General features: G+C 71.6%; 13 protein-coding genes. 5 read left to right on the forward strand and 8 right to left on the reverse strand.

Features of this window, described 5'->3' with window-relative positions:
- Positions 1-3: 3 nt before the first annotated feature.
- Positions 4-1146, reverse strand: a complete 1143-nt coding sequence (locus tag ASG53_RS12755; RefSeq protein WP_056133571.1) for a site-2 protease family protein — start codon at positions 1144-1146, stop codon at positions 4-6.
- 53 nt (positions 1147-1199) lie between these two features.
- Between ASG53_RS12755 and ASG53_RS12760 the strand changes: the two genes are divergently transcribed.
- Complete coding sequence (locus ASG53_RS12760; RefSeq protein ID WP_268793427.1) at positions 1200-2138, forward strand: RecB family exonuclease; 939 nt, start codon at positions 1200-1202, stop codon at positions 2136-2138.
- Positions 2139-2289: 151 nt separating this feature from the next.
- On the opposite strand, the gene ASG53_RS12765 is transcribed toward ASG53_RS12760, so the two are convergent.
- On the reverse strand, positions 2290-3123 hold the full coding sequence (locus tag ASG53_RS12765; RefSeq protein ID WP_082544013.1) for an HAD family hydrolase: 834 nt from the start codon (positions 3121-3123) through the stop codon (positions 2290-2292).
- Between the two features lie 153 nt (positions 3124-3276).
- Here ASG53_RS12765 and ASG53_RS12770 point away from each other — a divergent pair, with 153 nt between their 5' ends.
- Entirely contained in the window at positions 3277-4152 is an 876-nt protein-coding gene (locus tag ASG53_RS12770; RefSeq protein WP_056133574.1) for a PAC2 family protein, read from the forward strand.
- A gap of 170 nt (positions 4153-4322) precedes the next feature.
- Here the strand turns inward: ASG53_RS12770 and mshC are convergent, their stop codons facing one another.
- Positions 4323-5600, reverse strand: coding sequence for a cysteine--1-D-myo-inosityl 2-amino-2-deoxy-alpha-D-glucopyranoside ligase (gene mshC, locus ASG53_RS12775; protein WP_056133577.1), 1278 nt, complete (start codon positions 5598-5600; stop codon positions 4323-4325).
- Between the two features lie 117 nt (positions 5601-5717).
- On the opposite strand from mshC, the gene ASG53_RS12780 reads away from it, so the two are divergent.
- Complete coding sequence (locus ASG53_RS12780; protein ID WP_156382784.1) at positions 5718-6710, forward strand: magnesium and cobalt transport protein CorA; 993 nt, start codon at positions 5718-5720, stop codon at positions 6708-6710.
- A gap of 22 nt (positions 6711-6732) precedes the next feature.
- Here ASG53_RS12780 and ASG53_RS12785 read toward each other — a convergent pair whose 3' ends face one another.
- Positions 6733-7599 (reverse strand): undecaprenyl-diphosphate phosphatase, encoded by an 867-nt coding sequence (locus ASG53_RS12785; RefSeq protein ID WP_056133583.1) that lies wholly within the window; start codon positions 7597-7599, stop codon positions 6733-6735.
- 60 nt (positions 7600-7659) lie between these two features.
- Here ASG53_RS12785 and ASG53_RS12790 point away from each other — a divergent pair, with 60 nt between their 5' ends.
- A complete protein-coding gene (locus ASG53_RS12790; protein ID WP_056133586.1) occupies positions 7660-8625 on the forward strand; it encodes an aldo/keto reductase in 966 nt (321 codons plus the stop codon).
- A 55-nt stretch (positions 8626-8680) separates the two neighbouring features.
- Here ASG53_RS12790 and ASG53_RS20145 read toward each other — a convergent pair whose 3' ends face one another.
- Positions 8681-9016, reverse strand: a complete 336-nt coding sequence (locus tag ASG53_RS20145; protein ID WP_056133589.1) for a hypothetical protein — start codon at positions 9014-9016, stop codon at positions 8681-8683.
- 358 nt (positions 9017-9374) lie between these two features.
- Between ASG53_RS20145 and ASG53_RS12800 the strand changes: the two genes are divergently transcribed.
- A complete protein-coding gene (locus ASG53_RS12800; protein WP_056134290.1) occupies positions 9375-9578 on the forward strand; it encodes a DUF5703 family protein in 204 nt (67 codons plus the stop codon).
- Positions 9579-9736: 158 nt separating this feature from the next.
- Here the strand turns inward: ASG53_RS12800 and ASG53_RS12805 are convergent, their stop codons facing one another.
- The 3 genes from ASG53_RS12805 to ald form a co-directional block, all read right to left on the reverse strand.
- Positions 9737-11074 carry a M20/M25/M40 family metallo-hydrolase gene (locus ASG53_RS12805; RefSeq protein WP_056133592.1) on the reverse strand — a complete coding sequence of 446 codons (1338 nt, stop codon included), beginning with the start codon at positions 11072-11074 and terminating at the stop codon, positions 9737-9739.
- A gap of 72 nt (positions 11075-11146) precedes the next feature.
- Positions 11147-13246, reverse strand: coding sequence for a M3 family metallopeptidase (locus ASG53_RS12810; protein ID WP_082544014.1), 2100 nt, complete (start codon positions 13244-13246; stop codon positions 11147-11149).
- 80 nt (positions 13247-13326) lie between these two features.
- Positions 13327-14451, reverse strand: a complete 1125-nt coding sequence (gene ald, locus ASG53_RS12815; protein WP_056133601.1) for an alanine dehydrogenase — start codon at positions 14449-14451, stop codon at positions 13327-13329.
- Positions 14452-14473: the final 22 nt, after the last annotated feature.

Genomic DNA, 14473 nt, shown 5'->3' on the forward strand with positions numbered 1-14473 from the left:
AGTCTAGATCGCGCGGGCGACGTCCGTGGCGTAGAGGGCGCCGACGACGTGCTCGCCGAGGACGAGGATGCACACCGGGGCGTGCGGGGCGGCGCGCAGGACCGCCGAGAACAGCTGCTCCCCCGCGAGGGCCGCGTCGACCACGGCGACCGTCGGCAGGGCGACGGAGACCGACCAGACGGGCGCCGTCGCGGCGGCGTTCTCCGGGACGTCTGCGAGGGCGAGATGGTCGACGAGCCCGACGGGCTGTCCTGTCGCGACCCCGGTCGTCGGCTGCGGCCCGGCCACGAGGACGAGCTGGACCTGGGCGTCGTCGCCGCCGAGGTCCTCGGCGATCTGGCGAGCCTGCGCGACGGTGACGTCAGCGCTCACGGCGACCGCGGGACGAGCCAGCAGGCGCGGGTCGAGGGCGTCGATCTTCGCGCGGCGGCGGCTCTGGGCCAGCGCCGCCGAGGCCGAGCTCCACATGAACGACCCGATGAGCGCGGCCCACACGACCATGAGGAGCTCGACGCGCCGACCGCTCAGGCTGGGGACCGCGATGGCTGCTGCGACGAGGGTGACGGCGAGGACCCGCCCCGTCCAGGCCGCGACGACGGTCCCGCGCAGCCGCGAGCCGGTGACAGCCCAGACGAGCGCCTCGGTGACCTGCCCACCGTCGAGCGGGAGCCCGGGCAGCAGGTTGAAGATCGCGACGGCGGCGTTGGCGTAGGCGGAGACGTAGAGGAGCAGCGCGACCGACGACGACCCGGCCTGAGCCTGGTAGCCGAACCAGGCGAGCCCGGCGAGGACGACGTTGGTGAGCGGGCCGACCACCGCGATGACCGCTGAGCTGCGGGGCGTGGACCTCGTGTCCGTGTAGGCCGTGTGCCCGCCCCAGAGCGTGAGGGCGAGCTCTTGGACGACCATGCCGTGGGCGCGCGCCGCGAGGGCGTGCGCGAGCTCGTGCAAGAACACCGACACCATGAGCATGACGACCACGACGAAGGCACCCAGGAGGGTCTGCGACCCGAGCTCGGGGCTGACCGTCCGGACCGTCGGGACGAACAGCAGCGTGAGGACCCCGACCATGACCAGGGCAGAGGGCTTGAGCAGGACCGGTGCTCCCGCGATCCGGCCGACGACCCATCCTGTGCTCTTGTCCACAGGCGTCACCCTACGTGCCACCGCTGTCGGTGACGCACCCTAGGCTCGTCTCCATGCAGCACTCGGTCACTCCCCCAGCACTCCCGTCCACCGTCGGCGCCTCTCCGGTCGACGGACAAGCCGTCGTGCCTGCTGCGGACGGGGTGGTCGCCGAGGTGGTCCGGTCCCCGCGCCGGCCAGGGCTCTCGCCGTCGCGTGCCAACGACTTCATGCAGTGCCCGCTGCTGTTCAGGTTCCGCGTGGTCGACAAGCTCCCCGAGCCGCCCAGCTCTGCCGCAGCGCGCGGGACCCTGGTGCACTCGGTCCTCGAGAAGCTCTACGACGCGCCGCTCGGCGAGCGGACCGTCGAGCTCGCCCAGGGCATGATTCCCGGCGAGTGGGACAGGCTCCGCGAGGCCTCGCCCGAGTACGCCGAGCTCTTCACCGACGCCGCTGCGCTCGACACCTGGCTCGACAGCGCCGGCCGGCTGGTCTCGACGTACTTCACCCTCGAAGACCCGAACCGGCTCGAGCCGGAGTCGCGCGAGATGTTCGTGGAGTCCCAGCTCGACGGCGGGCCGCTCATGCGCGGCATCGTCGACCGCGTCGACGTGGCCCCGAACGGCGCCGTGCGCGTGGTCGACTACAAGTCCGGCAAGTCTCCCCGGCCGGGGTACGAGAGCTCCGCGGTGTTCCAGATGCGGTTCTACGGTCTGGTCCTGTGGCGCGAGCGTGGCGAGATGCCCAAGATGCTCCAGCTCGTCTACCTGGGCGACGGGCAGGTGCTGCGCAGCGAGCCGACCGAGCGTGAGCTGCTCGCGACCGAGCAGAAGGTGCGGACCATCTGGTCGAGCATCGAGACCGCCGCGACCACCGGGACCTGGGCACCGCGTCGGTCCAAGCTGTGCGGGTGGTGCGCGCACCAGAGCATCTGCCCCGAGTTCGGCGGGACGCCGCCCGAGATCGACCCGGACGCCGTCGAGCGCGCGACAGGTGTGCGCCCGGCAGCCTGACCGCGCGGCCGGGATGGGTCCGGGGCCAGGTCGAGACCAGCGAGAATCGAGGACCAGGCCGGTCCCCGACGAGGACGGGTCGGGCCGGGTGCCAGACCAGGTCTGTCACCCCTCCAGCCCCGGTCAGCCGAGGCGCGGTGCCAGCGTGCGCTCAGGCCCGAGAGGCAGTCTGGGGCACGCCGATCTCGTCGATGACCTCACCGGCTGCGAGCCGACCGAGGGTCTCGAGCGTGAGCGAGCGCAGAGACCGGATGCGGCTCAGCCCGGGCTGCGGCTCGACGGGCACCATGACCTCGATGCCGACGGTCGGTGCGCCTGATGCGAGACCCGACGCGATGCCGGACGGAGAGTCTTCGACCACGACGCAGTCCTCGATGCGGACCCCGAGCATCTGCGCGGCCCGCAGGTAGGCCTCGGGGTCGGGCTTGCCGCGAGCGACCTCGTCACCTGTCACGATCACGTCGAAGGTGCCCTCGGCAGCCTGCGCGACGAAGGCGTCAGCGAAGGACCTGTAGGACATGGTCACGAGAGCGCACGGGATGCCGGCAGCCCGGACCGACGCCAGGGTCTCGACGGCGCCGTCCTGCCACGGGACCTCGATCTTCACCTGGGCGATCACCCGGGAGATGAGGTACTCGATGATCTCCGGGACCTCCAGGCGCACACCGGCGCGCTGCATGATCGCCGCAGAGTCGACGAGGGCACGACCGACCAGCTGCAGGCCGTCGTCGTGCGTCCACGGGACGCCGTGCTCACGGGTGAGCTCACCCTCGGCTGCCATCCAGTACGGCTCGGAGTTGATGAGCGTCCCGTCCATGTCCCACAGGACGGCAGCGGGCAGCACGACCTCGCTGCCGGCAGCGTCACGGGCCGCGGCAGAGGCCTCCGCGATGTCAGACGTGGCGGAGGTCGCAGACGTGGAGGCGGCTGCGGACGGGGCGGCGGCAGGCGCGGGGACAGGGCTCAGATCAGGTGAGGTGGGCACCCGTCCATCGTATCGGCGGTCTCTGGGTGAGGCGGCCCTGAGCGGGGCCGGTCGGGTGGTCCGGGCGAGACAGCCTGGGCAGGCTGGTCGGTCCGGGCGGGCTGGGCGGCGGCCGGCACGGTCCTGGCGGCGCGGGCCAACTACGCTGGTGGGATGACGGACGAGACCCCCTCCGAGGCCACCCCCGACACCGGCGACGCGAGCCCTGCAGAAGACGCCATCATGTTCGCGGCCTTCGAGGGCTGGAACGACGCCGGCAGCGCTGCGAGCTCGGCCCTGCTGCACCTCATCGACGTGTGGGGCGCCGAGAAGATCGACGAGCTGGACCCCGAGGAGTACCACGACTTCCAGGAGAACCGGCCGATGGTCTCGACAGCGGCCGACGGCACCCGGCACCTCGCCTGGCCGACGACCACGATCTCGGTCGTCGAGCCGCCCATGACCCGCCGCCGGGTGGTCCTGGTCCACGGGATCGAGCCGTCGCTGCGCTGGAAGTCCTACTGCACCGAGCTGCTCGAGATCGCCCAGAGCCTCGGTGTGACGACAGTCGTGACCCTCGGCGCGCTGCTCGCCGACGTGCCGCACACCCGGCCGATCCCGGTGTCGGTGACCTCCGACGACCCGGCTGTCCAGCACCTGCTCGAGGTCGAGGCGAACACCTACGAGGGTCCGACGGGGATCGTCGGGGTGCTGCACAGCGCCGCGCACGAGGCCGGCTTCCACTCGCTCAGCGTGTGGGCCGCCGTGCCGCACTACGTCGCGCACCCACCGTCGCCCAAGGCCACGGCGGCGATCCTCGGACGTCTCGAGGCCTTCCTCGCCGAGCCCGTCGACCTCAAGGACCTCGAGGAGGACGCGGAGGCGTGGCAGAACGGTGTCGACAAGCTCATGACCGAGGACACCGAGATCGCGGAGTACGTGAAGCAGCTCGAAGAGGCGAAGGACACCGCCGAGCTTCCCGAGGCGAGCGGCGAGGCGATCGCGCGGGAGTTCGAGCAGTACCTCAAGCGGCGCGACAAGGATCTCTGAGCGGCGTCCCTCGCGGGGAGCACCAGCTCCTCAAGCCGAGGGAGCGTCACGGAGACGCCACGAGCCGGGACCCCTGAGTGGGGTCCCGGCTCGTCGTCTGTCCGCGTCAGCCGTCCAGCGGTGACGTCGTGCGGCGATGACGTCGTGCGGCGATGACGACGTGCGGCGTGTCAGAGCCGGACGCCGAGGAGCGCGTTGACCGCTCGTGAGATCACTCCGGGCGCGCCCTCGACAGGCTCGGCGGTGCCGGCGAGCGACAGCTCGGCCCACCTGTCGACGGCGGCCAGCGCGCGGGGCGCGTCGAGGTCGTCGGCGAGGGCGGCACGGACCTCCGCGAGGGTCGCGTCGGCGTCGGGGCCGCCGTTGCCGGAGACAGCCGAGCGCCACGTCTCGAAACGCTGCACGCCCTCGATGAGGCTCGCGTCGGTCCACTCCCAGTCGGAGCGGTAGTGGTGGGCGAGCAGGGCCAGACGGATGGCCATCGGCTCGACGCCCTCGGCGCGCAGACGCGACACGAACACGAGGTTGCCGCGGGACTTGCTCATCTTCTCGCCCTGGTAGGCGACGAGCCCGGCGTGGACGTGCGTGGCCGCACCGGCTCCGTGGACCTCGCCGTCGCCGATGAGGCGGGCGTGCGACGTGCTCATCTCGTGGTGCGGGAACAGCAGGTCGGAACCACCGCCCTGGACGTCGAAGGGCAGCCCGAGCCCTGCACGGGCGATCACGGCACACTCGATGTGCCACCCAGGACGCCCGGTCCCGAGGCTCCCGGCCTCCCAGGCCGGCTCGCCCGGACGCTCACGGCGCCAGAGCAGCGGGTCCAGGGCGTTGCGCTTGCCGGCACGCTCGGGGTCGCCCCCGCGCTCGGCGAAGAGCTCGAGCATCGTCGCCTCGTCGAGGCGTGACACCTGGCCGAAGGCGCTGTCGGCGGTCACGTCGGCGTAGACGTCTCCGAGCTCGGGGGCGTCGCCGCCCGCGCCGTCCTCGAGCGGCACGCGGTAGGCGGCTCCGGCTGCGACGAGCTCTTCGACCGCAGCGGCCACCGGCGGGATGGTCTCGACGGCCCCGAGGTACACGTCAGGGGGGATCACGCCGAGCGCCGTCATGTCTTCGGCGAAGAGCGCAGTCTGCTCGACGGCGAGGTCGCGCCAGTCGACACCTGTCGCCGTCGCACGCTCGAGCAGCGGGTCGTCGACGTCGGTGACGTTGGACGCGTAGGTGACGTGCTGACCGGCGTCGCGCCACGCCCGCCCGAGGAGGTCGAAGGCGACATAGGTGGCGGCGTGCCCGATGTGGGTCGCGTCATAGGGGGTGATGCCGCAGACGTACAGCGACGCCGACGGCCCCTGCGAGGCGACGACCAGCCGGCCGGTCGAGCTGTCGTGGACGCGGACGACGTCGCCGCGGCCGGGGAGTTCGGGGATCTGTGGGGCAGGCCAGGTGAGCACGGTCCAACAGTATCCCGAGCCGGGCACCCCCAGGCCCGCCCGCTGGGTGTGCGGTCGGTCCCGTACGACGTCGCCGACCGGGCGCGCGTCGCACCGTGCGTGGTCCAGAATGCAGGCATGGTCAGCCCACAGCCCCCGGTCTCCGTCCGTCGCACCGTCGAGCGTGTCTCCGACGGCTGGCACGAGACCACGCCCGGCTCGGCCGTCGCCCGTGCCGAGGCGCGGTGGTTCGTGGTCGAGGACGGCGCCGACGTGCTCGACGCCGCAGAGGAGCACGGTCTGGACGTCTCCGAGATCCGGGCGCGCCTCGCACGAATCGGCCGTGGTCCGTCGAGCGTGGCACCCCGGGTGGTCCGGGTGAACGACCACGCCCTCTACGTCGTGGTCCCGACAGCCGCCTACGACGACGAGCAGGTGACCACAGGCCGTCTCGTGCTCTTCGCCACAGGGACCGTGCTCTACTCGGCCGAGTCAGGGTCGGCCGGGGTCACGGACAAGGTCGTCGAGCGGCTCGGTGAGCAGCGCGCCCTCAAGGGTCGCGGTGCTCTCCCGGTGCTGGCAGCGATGCTCGTCGAGCTGGTGGCCGGTGCGTCAGACGTCGAGCTCGCGCTCGGCGACGCTGTCGCGCACCTGGAGCAGGTGGCCTTCCGTCTGGACGAGGACCCGCTCCCCCGCCTCTACAACCTCAAGCGCGAGATCTCCGAGGCGCGTCGAGCGCTGCTCCCTCTCTCGGTCGAGCTGCCGGACCTCGGCGACGACCGCACGACGGTCTCGACCGAGCCGCTGCGCCTCGACCGCCAGCTGCTCGAGCGACTCACGGCGCACGCGGAGCGGATCGACCAGCATCTCGAGAGCCACGACAGCCTGCTCTCGGACATGCTCACGGTCCGGCTGTCGCTCGTGTCCGTGCGGCAGAACGAAGACATGCGCAAGATCTCCGCGTGGGCCGCCATCGCGGCGGTCCCCACCCTGGTGGCCGGGATCTACGGCATGAACTTCGAGCACATGCCCGAGCTCGCCTGGACGTGGGGCTATCCGGGCGTGCTCGTCGCGATGGTCGGGATCTGCGTCGGTCTGCACCGCGCCTTCAAGCACAACGGGTGGCTCTGAGCGCCGACGCTCACCTGAGGGCTCAGACGCCGCCCTGGGCGGTCAGCACCCCGGCGAGGAGCAGCACGACGACGACCACGGCGAGCCCGATGCGGTAGTACACGAAGGGCTTGTAGCTGAAGGTCGAGACGATCTTGAGGAACACGATGATGACCAGGTAGCCGACGACGAAGGCGACCAGCGTCGCGAGCAGCGTCGCCCCCGCTCCAGGGGCGCCGGCCGAGCCGATCTCCCCCGAGGAGCTGAAGAGCTTGTAGAGGCCCGAGCCGAGGACCGCCGGGATGGCGAGCAAGAAGGAGTACCGGGCAGCGGCCTCGCGGGAGTAGCCCATGAGGAGCCCTGCGGTGATGGTGCCACCAGACCTGGAGACGCCCGGGACGAGGGCCATCGCCTGCGCGAGACCGAAGTACAGCGCGTGACGCGGGGTCAGCTCGTCGAGGGTCCGCGTCTTGCGGCCGACCTTGTCGGCCCAGCCGAGGATCAGACCGAAGACCACGAGCATCAGCGCGATGAGGTAGAGGTTGCGGAAGTTCTGGTCGATCGCGCTCTCGAGCAGCAGACCGAGGACCACGATGGGGATCGACCCCAGACCGATGAACCAGCCCATCCGTGCGTCGTGGTTCTGCGACCCCATGCGCTCGCGCCAGCCCGTGCCGTCCGCGCCGCGCAACGCCTTCCACCAGGCAGTGCAGATGGTGACGATATCGCGCCTGAAGTACAGCAGGACCGCGGACTCCGTGCCGATCTGGGTGATCGCCGTGAAGGCCGCCCCAGGGTCGTTGGAGCCGATGAGGTCGCCGACGATGCGCAGGTGCGCGCTCGAGGAGACGGGCAGGAACTCGGTGAGGCCCTGGACGAGTCCGAGGACGAGTGCTTCGATCGCGTTCACGTCGAGACACGTTACCCGCACCCTGGCCCTGCGAGGTGCCCGGCCACGTAGTCTGCGGGGATGGAGAACCGCCGCCTCGGTCGCACAGGCCTGCACGTGTCCGCCCTCGGACTGGGCACGATGACCTGGGGACGCGAGACCGACGCCCAGGACGCCGCCGAGCAGCTCCGTGACTTCACCGACGCCGGTGGGACCCTCGTCGACACCGCAGGCTCCTACGCCGACGGTGCCAGCGAGGAGATCCTCGGGTCTCTCCTCGGCTCGGCCGTCCACCGCGACGACCTCGTCCTGTGCACCAAGGGCGGGCTGCGCCAGACAGCGCGCGGGACCGTCGTCGACTCCTCGCGCAGAGCCCTGCTCACCGACCTCGACGCGTCTCTCGCGCGGCTCGGGACCGACCACGTCGACCTGTTCCTGGTGCAGGCGCCCGACCTCGGCACACCCCTCGACGAGACCGTCGACGCGCTCTCCCACGCCGTCACCTCAGGCCGGGCGCTGTACGTCGGGCTCTCGAACCACGGCGCGTGGCACACCGGGTACGTCGCCGGACGGCTCTCGCAGGCCGACGGGGTCACGCTCGCGGCCGTCGAGGTCGAGCACTCGTTGCTCGCCCGCGCCCTCGAGGACGACGTCGTGCCCGCAGCACAGGCGCTGGGCGTCGGGGTGATCGGGTGGTCGGCCCTGGGCCGCGGGGTCCTCACCGGCAAGTACCGCGGTGGTGTCCCCGCAGGGTCGCGCGGTGCGTCGGCACAGCTGGCCGGCTTCGTGGAGCCGTACCTGGGCGAGGCCGCGTCGTCGGTCGTCGACGCCGTGTGCACGGCAGCGGCGGGCCTCGGGCGGGAGCCTCTCGAGGTGGCCCTGGCGTGGTTGCTCGAACGGGACTACCTGGGGTCCGCCGTCGTCGGAGCGCGCACACCGGGTCAGCTCCGGGCCGCGCTCGGGGCTGTCGACCTCGTGCTGCCGCCCGCGGTGAGCCTGGCGCTCGACGACGTCAGCGCAGACGATCGGGAGTCCGCCCGCGCCTGACCCGGGTCGAGCGCCTCACCAGGCTGGGCGTACCTGCCCGGGCGAGGTCAGCAGGTCAGCGGTCGCCGTCCGAGGCGTACCCCTGGTCGTCGGCGTCGTCGAGGTCCGCCCCGTCGATCTCGTCGTCGTCGAGGTCGTCCTCGTCGATGTCGTCGTCGTGGTCTCCCTCGTCGTCGTCATCGTCATCGTCGTCGTCGGCGAGGACGAAGGGGAGAGCCTCGCCGTAGGTGTTGCCGACAGCCTCGTCGTAGACGTCGAAGGCGTCCGCGAGGATGTCGTAGGCGTCGTCGACCGAGGAGTCCTCGTCACCGCGCCGGCTGCTCACGGCCGCGTGGTGGGCTTCGAGGGCTGCGACGAGACGATCAAGGGCTGCGCGAGGGTCGACGGTCATACCCCTGACCGTAGCGCCCCACCAGGCTGAATGGCACCACGCAGGCGCTCCGAGTTCCACACGCACCGCCGCTGCTCGACCAGCGGCGGCGCGGTGCCGGGCTGGTGCGACGTCCCCGCAGACCTGCCGAGGGCTCTCGTCGCGCCCTGCGCGGGCAGCGGGCGGGCTGTCCGCGGGTGCGTCGAGGGTGACGAGGTGGTCTTCACGGGGCCAGTGTCAGCGGTGTTTGGTAGGTTCGCCGGAGCGATCCAGGCGCCGCAGGCAGCGCCCGGCGACAGGCGAGAAGGTGGTGCCAGACATGGAACGACGTACGCACGACGACACCCAGCCGCCCGTCCCGCCGCGCGTGCGCCCGACCATGTGGGCCGACACCGGCGGGCAGTACGAGTACAGGGTCATCACGATCCCCCGCGACCGGGACAGGCCCGAGGAGACCCGCCGCATGCTCACCGACGAGGCCGAGTACGGGCGCTGGGAGCTGGCCAGGTCGGTGCTCTACATGGGTGGGCTGCGCAGGGTCTGGCTGCGACGCAAGATCATCCGCGTCCGCAGCACCCTCTGACCCTGGCAGCCCTCTGCCACACGGGTGCCACCTCTGCCTCGTCCAGCACGGGCTGATCCGGTCAGCGCACGGTCGGCACGCCCTGCGCCGGCCAGCGCACGCTGGCGCCCAGCCCACGCTGCCAGCCCAGCGCACGCTGCCGTCCGGCAGACGCGGGGTCAGCAGGTCGCGAGCAGCCTGTCGAGGACGCGGGTCCCGAACTTGAGCGAGTCTGTCGGGACGCGCTCGTCGACCCCGTGGAACATGCCCGGGAAGTCGAGAGTCTCGGGCAGCAGCAGCGGCGCGAAGCCGTACCCGGTGATGCCGAGCCTCGCGAGCGACTTGTTGTCCGTCCCACCCGAGAGCGCGTACGGGAGCACGACGGCCTCGGGGTCTTCCGCGAGCAGCGACGCCGTCATCGCGTCGACGAGGTTGCCGCTGAAGGGCACCTCGAGGGCGATGTCCTGGTGGATCGGCTCGATACGCACGTGCTCCCCCGCGAGCTCGCGGAGCGTGGCCATCGCCGACTCCTCGTGGCCGGGGAGGAACCTCGCGTCGATGGTCGCCTCGGCACGCCCGGGGATCACGTTGGCCTTGTAGCCTGCCGCGAGCTGTGAGGGATTGGAGGTGTTCTGCACTGTCGCGCCGACGAACCTGGCAGCCGAGCCCATCGCCGCGATGAGCGCGTCGACCCCTGCGGGGTCTTCGGGGTCGAAGGGCAGACCTGTGAGCTCGCCGACGCCTCGCAGGAGCGCCTCGACGGTCGGCGTCATCACGTAGGGCCATCGATGCTGACCGATGCGTGCGACGGCTGCCGCGAGGTGCACGACGGCGTTGTCCGTCTGCACCTGCGACCCGTGACCGGCCCGGCCGTCGGCGATCAGGCGCAACCAGCCGATGCCCTTCTCGGCGGTCTGGAGCAGGTACGCACGCTGCCCGTTGATCTGCGTGGAGAACCCGCCGACCTCGCTGATGGCCTCGGTCGCGCCCTCGAAGAGCTCCGGGCGGTGGTCGACAGCCCACCGAGCGCCGAGCGCTCCGCCGGCCTCTTCGTCGGCGAAGAACGCGAGCACCACGTCGCGAGCAGGCTTGCGGCCCTCGCGGACCATCTGCCGCACGACCGCGAGCATCATCGCGTCCATGTCCTTCATGTCGACAGCACCGCGACCCCAGAGAAGACCGTCGATCTCTTCTCCGCCGAAGGGGTCCACCTGCCAGTCGCCGGCCTGCGCGGGCACCACGTCGAGGTGACCGTGCAGCACGAGGGCAGGCCGGGTCGGGTCGAGCCCCGGGAGACGGACCACGACGCTCGCGCGGCCCCGCTCGGACTCGAAGAGCTCGGGCTCGAGGCCGACCTCGTGGAGGGAGGTCATGACGTACTCGGCCGCGGCACGCTCGCCGGGCCCGGACCCGTCACCGAAGTTCGACGTGTCGATCCGGAGCAGGTCCTGACAGATCCCGACGACCTCGTCCTGGGCGCTCGGGACTGGGGTCTGTGCAGTGTTCTGTGAGGTCATCCCCCCACGCTACCTGCCTCGGCGTGGGCCGGGGCCGGGGCGACCGAGCAGCGCTCGCCCCGGCAGCCGAGGTCAGACCAGACCGCGCCGCGCGAGCAGCGGGGCGATCTCGGGCCCGCGCCCGCGGAGCTCGCCGAAGGCGAGCATCGGGTCGGTCGACCCGCCGCGCGAGAGCAGCGCCGCGCGGAAGCGGTCACCCGAGGCGCGGTTGAGGACACGGCCGTCGGCGTCGGCGTTCTCCCGGAACCACTCGACGGTCTCGGCGTCGAGGACCTCGGACCAGATGTAGGAGTAGTAGCCGGCCGAGTAGCCGCCGCCGAACACGTGGTTGAAGTACGTGGTCCTGTAGCGCGCGGGGACCTCGCGCAGCGCGACGCCCGCAGCCTCGAGGGCTGCTGCCTCGAAGGGCAATACCTCGTCGACGGTGCCGGGCACCTGCTCGGGGGTGATCTGGTGCCACGCCTGGTCGAGCAGCGTCGCGGCCAGGTACTCGGTCGTCGCGAAGCCCTCGTTGAACAGGCGGGAGTCGAGCATCGTGCGGACCCACTGCTCGGGCAACGGCTCACCGGTGACGTGGTGGACGGCGTAGGACCGGAGGATCTCCTCGTCCCAGGCCCACATCTCGTTGACCTGCGACGGGTACTCGACGAAGTCGCGGGGCACCTCGGTCCCGGAGTGCGAGGGGTACCTCACGGCCGAGAACAGGCCGTGCAGCGCGTGGCCGAACTCGTGGAACAGCGTGATGACCTCGTCGAAGACCAGGAGCGTCGGCTCCCCCGCCGGCGGCTTGACGATGTTGAGGTTGTTGACCACGACGGGCAGCTCACCGGTGAGGTAGCTCTGGTCGACGAGGTTGTTCATCCACGCACCGCCCCGCTTGGACTCGCGCGTGTAGTAGTCGGCGAGGAAGAGCCCCATGCCGGAGCCGTCGGTGTCGAAGACCTCGAAGACCCGGACGTCGGGGTGGTAGCCGACCAGGTCGTCGCGCTCGGCGAAGGTGATGCCGTAGAGCTCGGTCGCCGCCTTGAAGACGCCGTCCTGGACGACCTTCTCGAGCTCGAGGTACGGGCGCAGGAGACCGTCGTCGAGGGAGTAGCGCTGCTTGCGGACCCGCTCGGCGTAGTAGGCCCAGTCCCAGGCCTCGAGCGTGGCGCCCGGGTCGCCCAGGTCGGCGACGAGCGCCTCGGTGAGGTCGAGCGCCTCCTTGCGGGCGTTGGCGGCCGCAGCCGGGGCGAGGGGGGCGAGCATGGCGTTGACGGCCTCGGTCGTCTTGGCCGTCGCGTCTTCGGCGATGTACGCAGCGTGGTGGTCGTAGCCGAGCAGACGGGCGTGCTCGGCGCGCAGCCTGGCGAGCTCGATGACGATCTCGCGGGTGTCGGTGTCGTCGCCTGTCGCGCCACGGGTGACCGAGGCCTCGTGCACGCGGCGGCGGACGTCGCGGCGCGCGAGCGAGGCGAGCACGGTCTGCTGGGTCGGCAGCTGCATCTCGAGCAGGTAGCGACCCTCTTCGCCGCGGTCGGTCGCAGCCTGCGCCGCGGCGGCGATCGCGTCGTCGGCGAGCCCGTCGAGGTCCGCGACGTCGTCGACGAAGACGCTCGCCGCGTTGGCACCGGCGAGGAGCTTGCGCCCGAAGGCGGCCTCGAGGGAGGTCGTGCGCGCGTTGAGGTCGCGCAGCGTCGCCTGGTCCTCGGGCGACAGGTCGATGCCCGAGCGGCGGAAGTCCTGGAGCAGGTTCTCGAGGAGCCACCGCGTGTCGGCGTCTGCCTCGACCTCGCCCGCGCGGACCGCCGCGTCGAGCGCGACGACACGGGAGTACAGGCGAGCGTCCATGAAGATCGTGTCGTGGTGCGCGGAGAGCTCGGGGGCGAGAGTCTCCTCGATGTCTTCGAGGGCAGGGCTCGAATCGGAGCTCGCCACGTTGTAGAGGACCGTGAGAGCACGGTCGAGGACCTCGCCGCTCAGCTCGAGGGCCTCGAGGGTGTTCTCGACGGTCGGCGGGTTCGGGTCGGTGACGATCGCCTCGATCTCGGCGAGCTCGGCTGCCATCCCGGCGCGCACGGCCGGGATGTAGTGCTCGTCGCGGATCGCCGCGAAGTCGGGCAGCGCGTAGGGAAGGGTGGACCGGCTGGCGAAGGGGTTGCTCGCATCGAGCTCGACAGGAGAGTCAGACATGACTCCATTCATACGTCACGAGGCGTCGGAGGTCGACCAGCCACGTCGGTGCAGGTCGTCAGAGCCCGCAGCCGTGCGGCTCACCGGGCAGGGGCGAACCTGTCGACCCAGTCGAGACCGTGCGCCTGCGCGACCTCGCGGTGCGCGAGCGTGCCCTCGTACGTCGCCAGACCTGCGGCCAGCGCCGGGTCAGCCGCGAGGGCGCGCAGGTCTCGGGCTCCTCCGAGGGCTGCCAGGCGTGAGACGTAGGGCAACGTCGCGTTGGTGAGCGCCTGGGTGCTGGTCACCGGGACGGCACCGGGCATGTTCGCGACGGCGTAGAAGATGCTCCCGTGCACCGTGTAGGTCGGCGCGCTGTGGGTCGTGGGACGGGTTCCCTCGAAGCAGCCGCCCTGGTCGACCGCGACGTCGACCAGGACAGACCCTGGACGCATGCGCGAGACGAGCTCGTCGGAGACCAGGCGTGGGGCGAGCGCGCCCGGGACGAGCACGGCTCCGACGACGAGGTCTGCGCCTGCGACCTCGCGGTCGACGGCGGCAGCCGTCGAGGTCACGGTGCGCACGGCCCCGCTGTGCTCGCGGTCGATCGAGGCGAGTACCGAGGCCTCGAGGTCGAGCACCGTCACGTCGGCGCGCATCCCTGCGGCGACCTGCGCGGCGTTGCGGCCGGCCGTGCCGCCCCCGAGGACCACGACCTTGGCCGGTCGGGTGCCGGGCACGCCGCCCATGAGCAGACCCGCTCCCCCGACAGGGCTCGTCAGGTGGTACGCGCCGACCTGGGTGGCGAGCCGTCCGGCGACCTCGCTCATCGGTGCGAGCAGCGGGAGCCTGCCGTCGGCGAGACGGACCGTCTCGTAGGCGAAGGACGTGGTCCCGCTGTCCAGCAGCGCCTGCGTGCACGCACGGTCGGCCGCGAGGTGCAGGTAGGTGAAGAGGGTCAGACCAGGGCGCAGGTAGCGGTGCTCGGACGGCTGCGGCTCCTTGACCTTGACGACGAGCTCGGTCTCGGCCCAGACCTCCTCGGCACCGGGAACCACCCGCGCGCCCGCTGCCTCGTAGTCGGCGTCTGTCACCGCCGAGCCGAGGCCGGCCCCCGCCTGGACGACCACCTCGTGCCCGGCGGACACCAGATGGTGGGCGCCGTCGGCGGTCAGGGCCACCCGGAGCTCGTCGGTCTTGGTCTCGGTCGGGACTGCGATGCGCATGGGTCTCCTTCGCGCCCGGCGG

Origin of the sequence: Sanguibacter sp. Leaf3, assembly GCF_001425965.1 — a bacterium.
In the GTDB taxonomy this organism is placed as follows: domain Bacteria; phylum Actinomycetota; class Actinomycetes; order Actinomycetales; family Cellulomonadaceae; genus Sanguibacter; species Sanguibacter inulinus.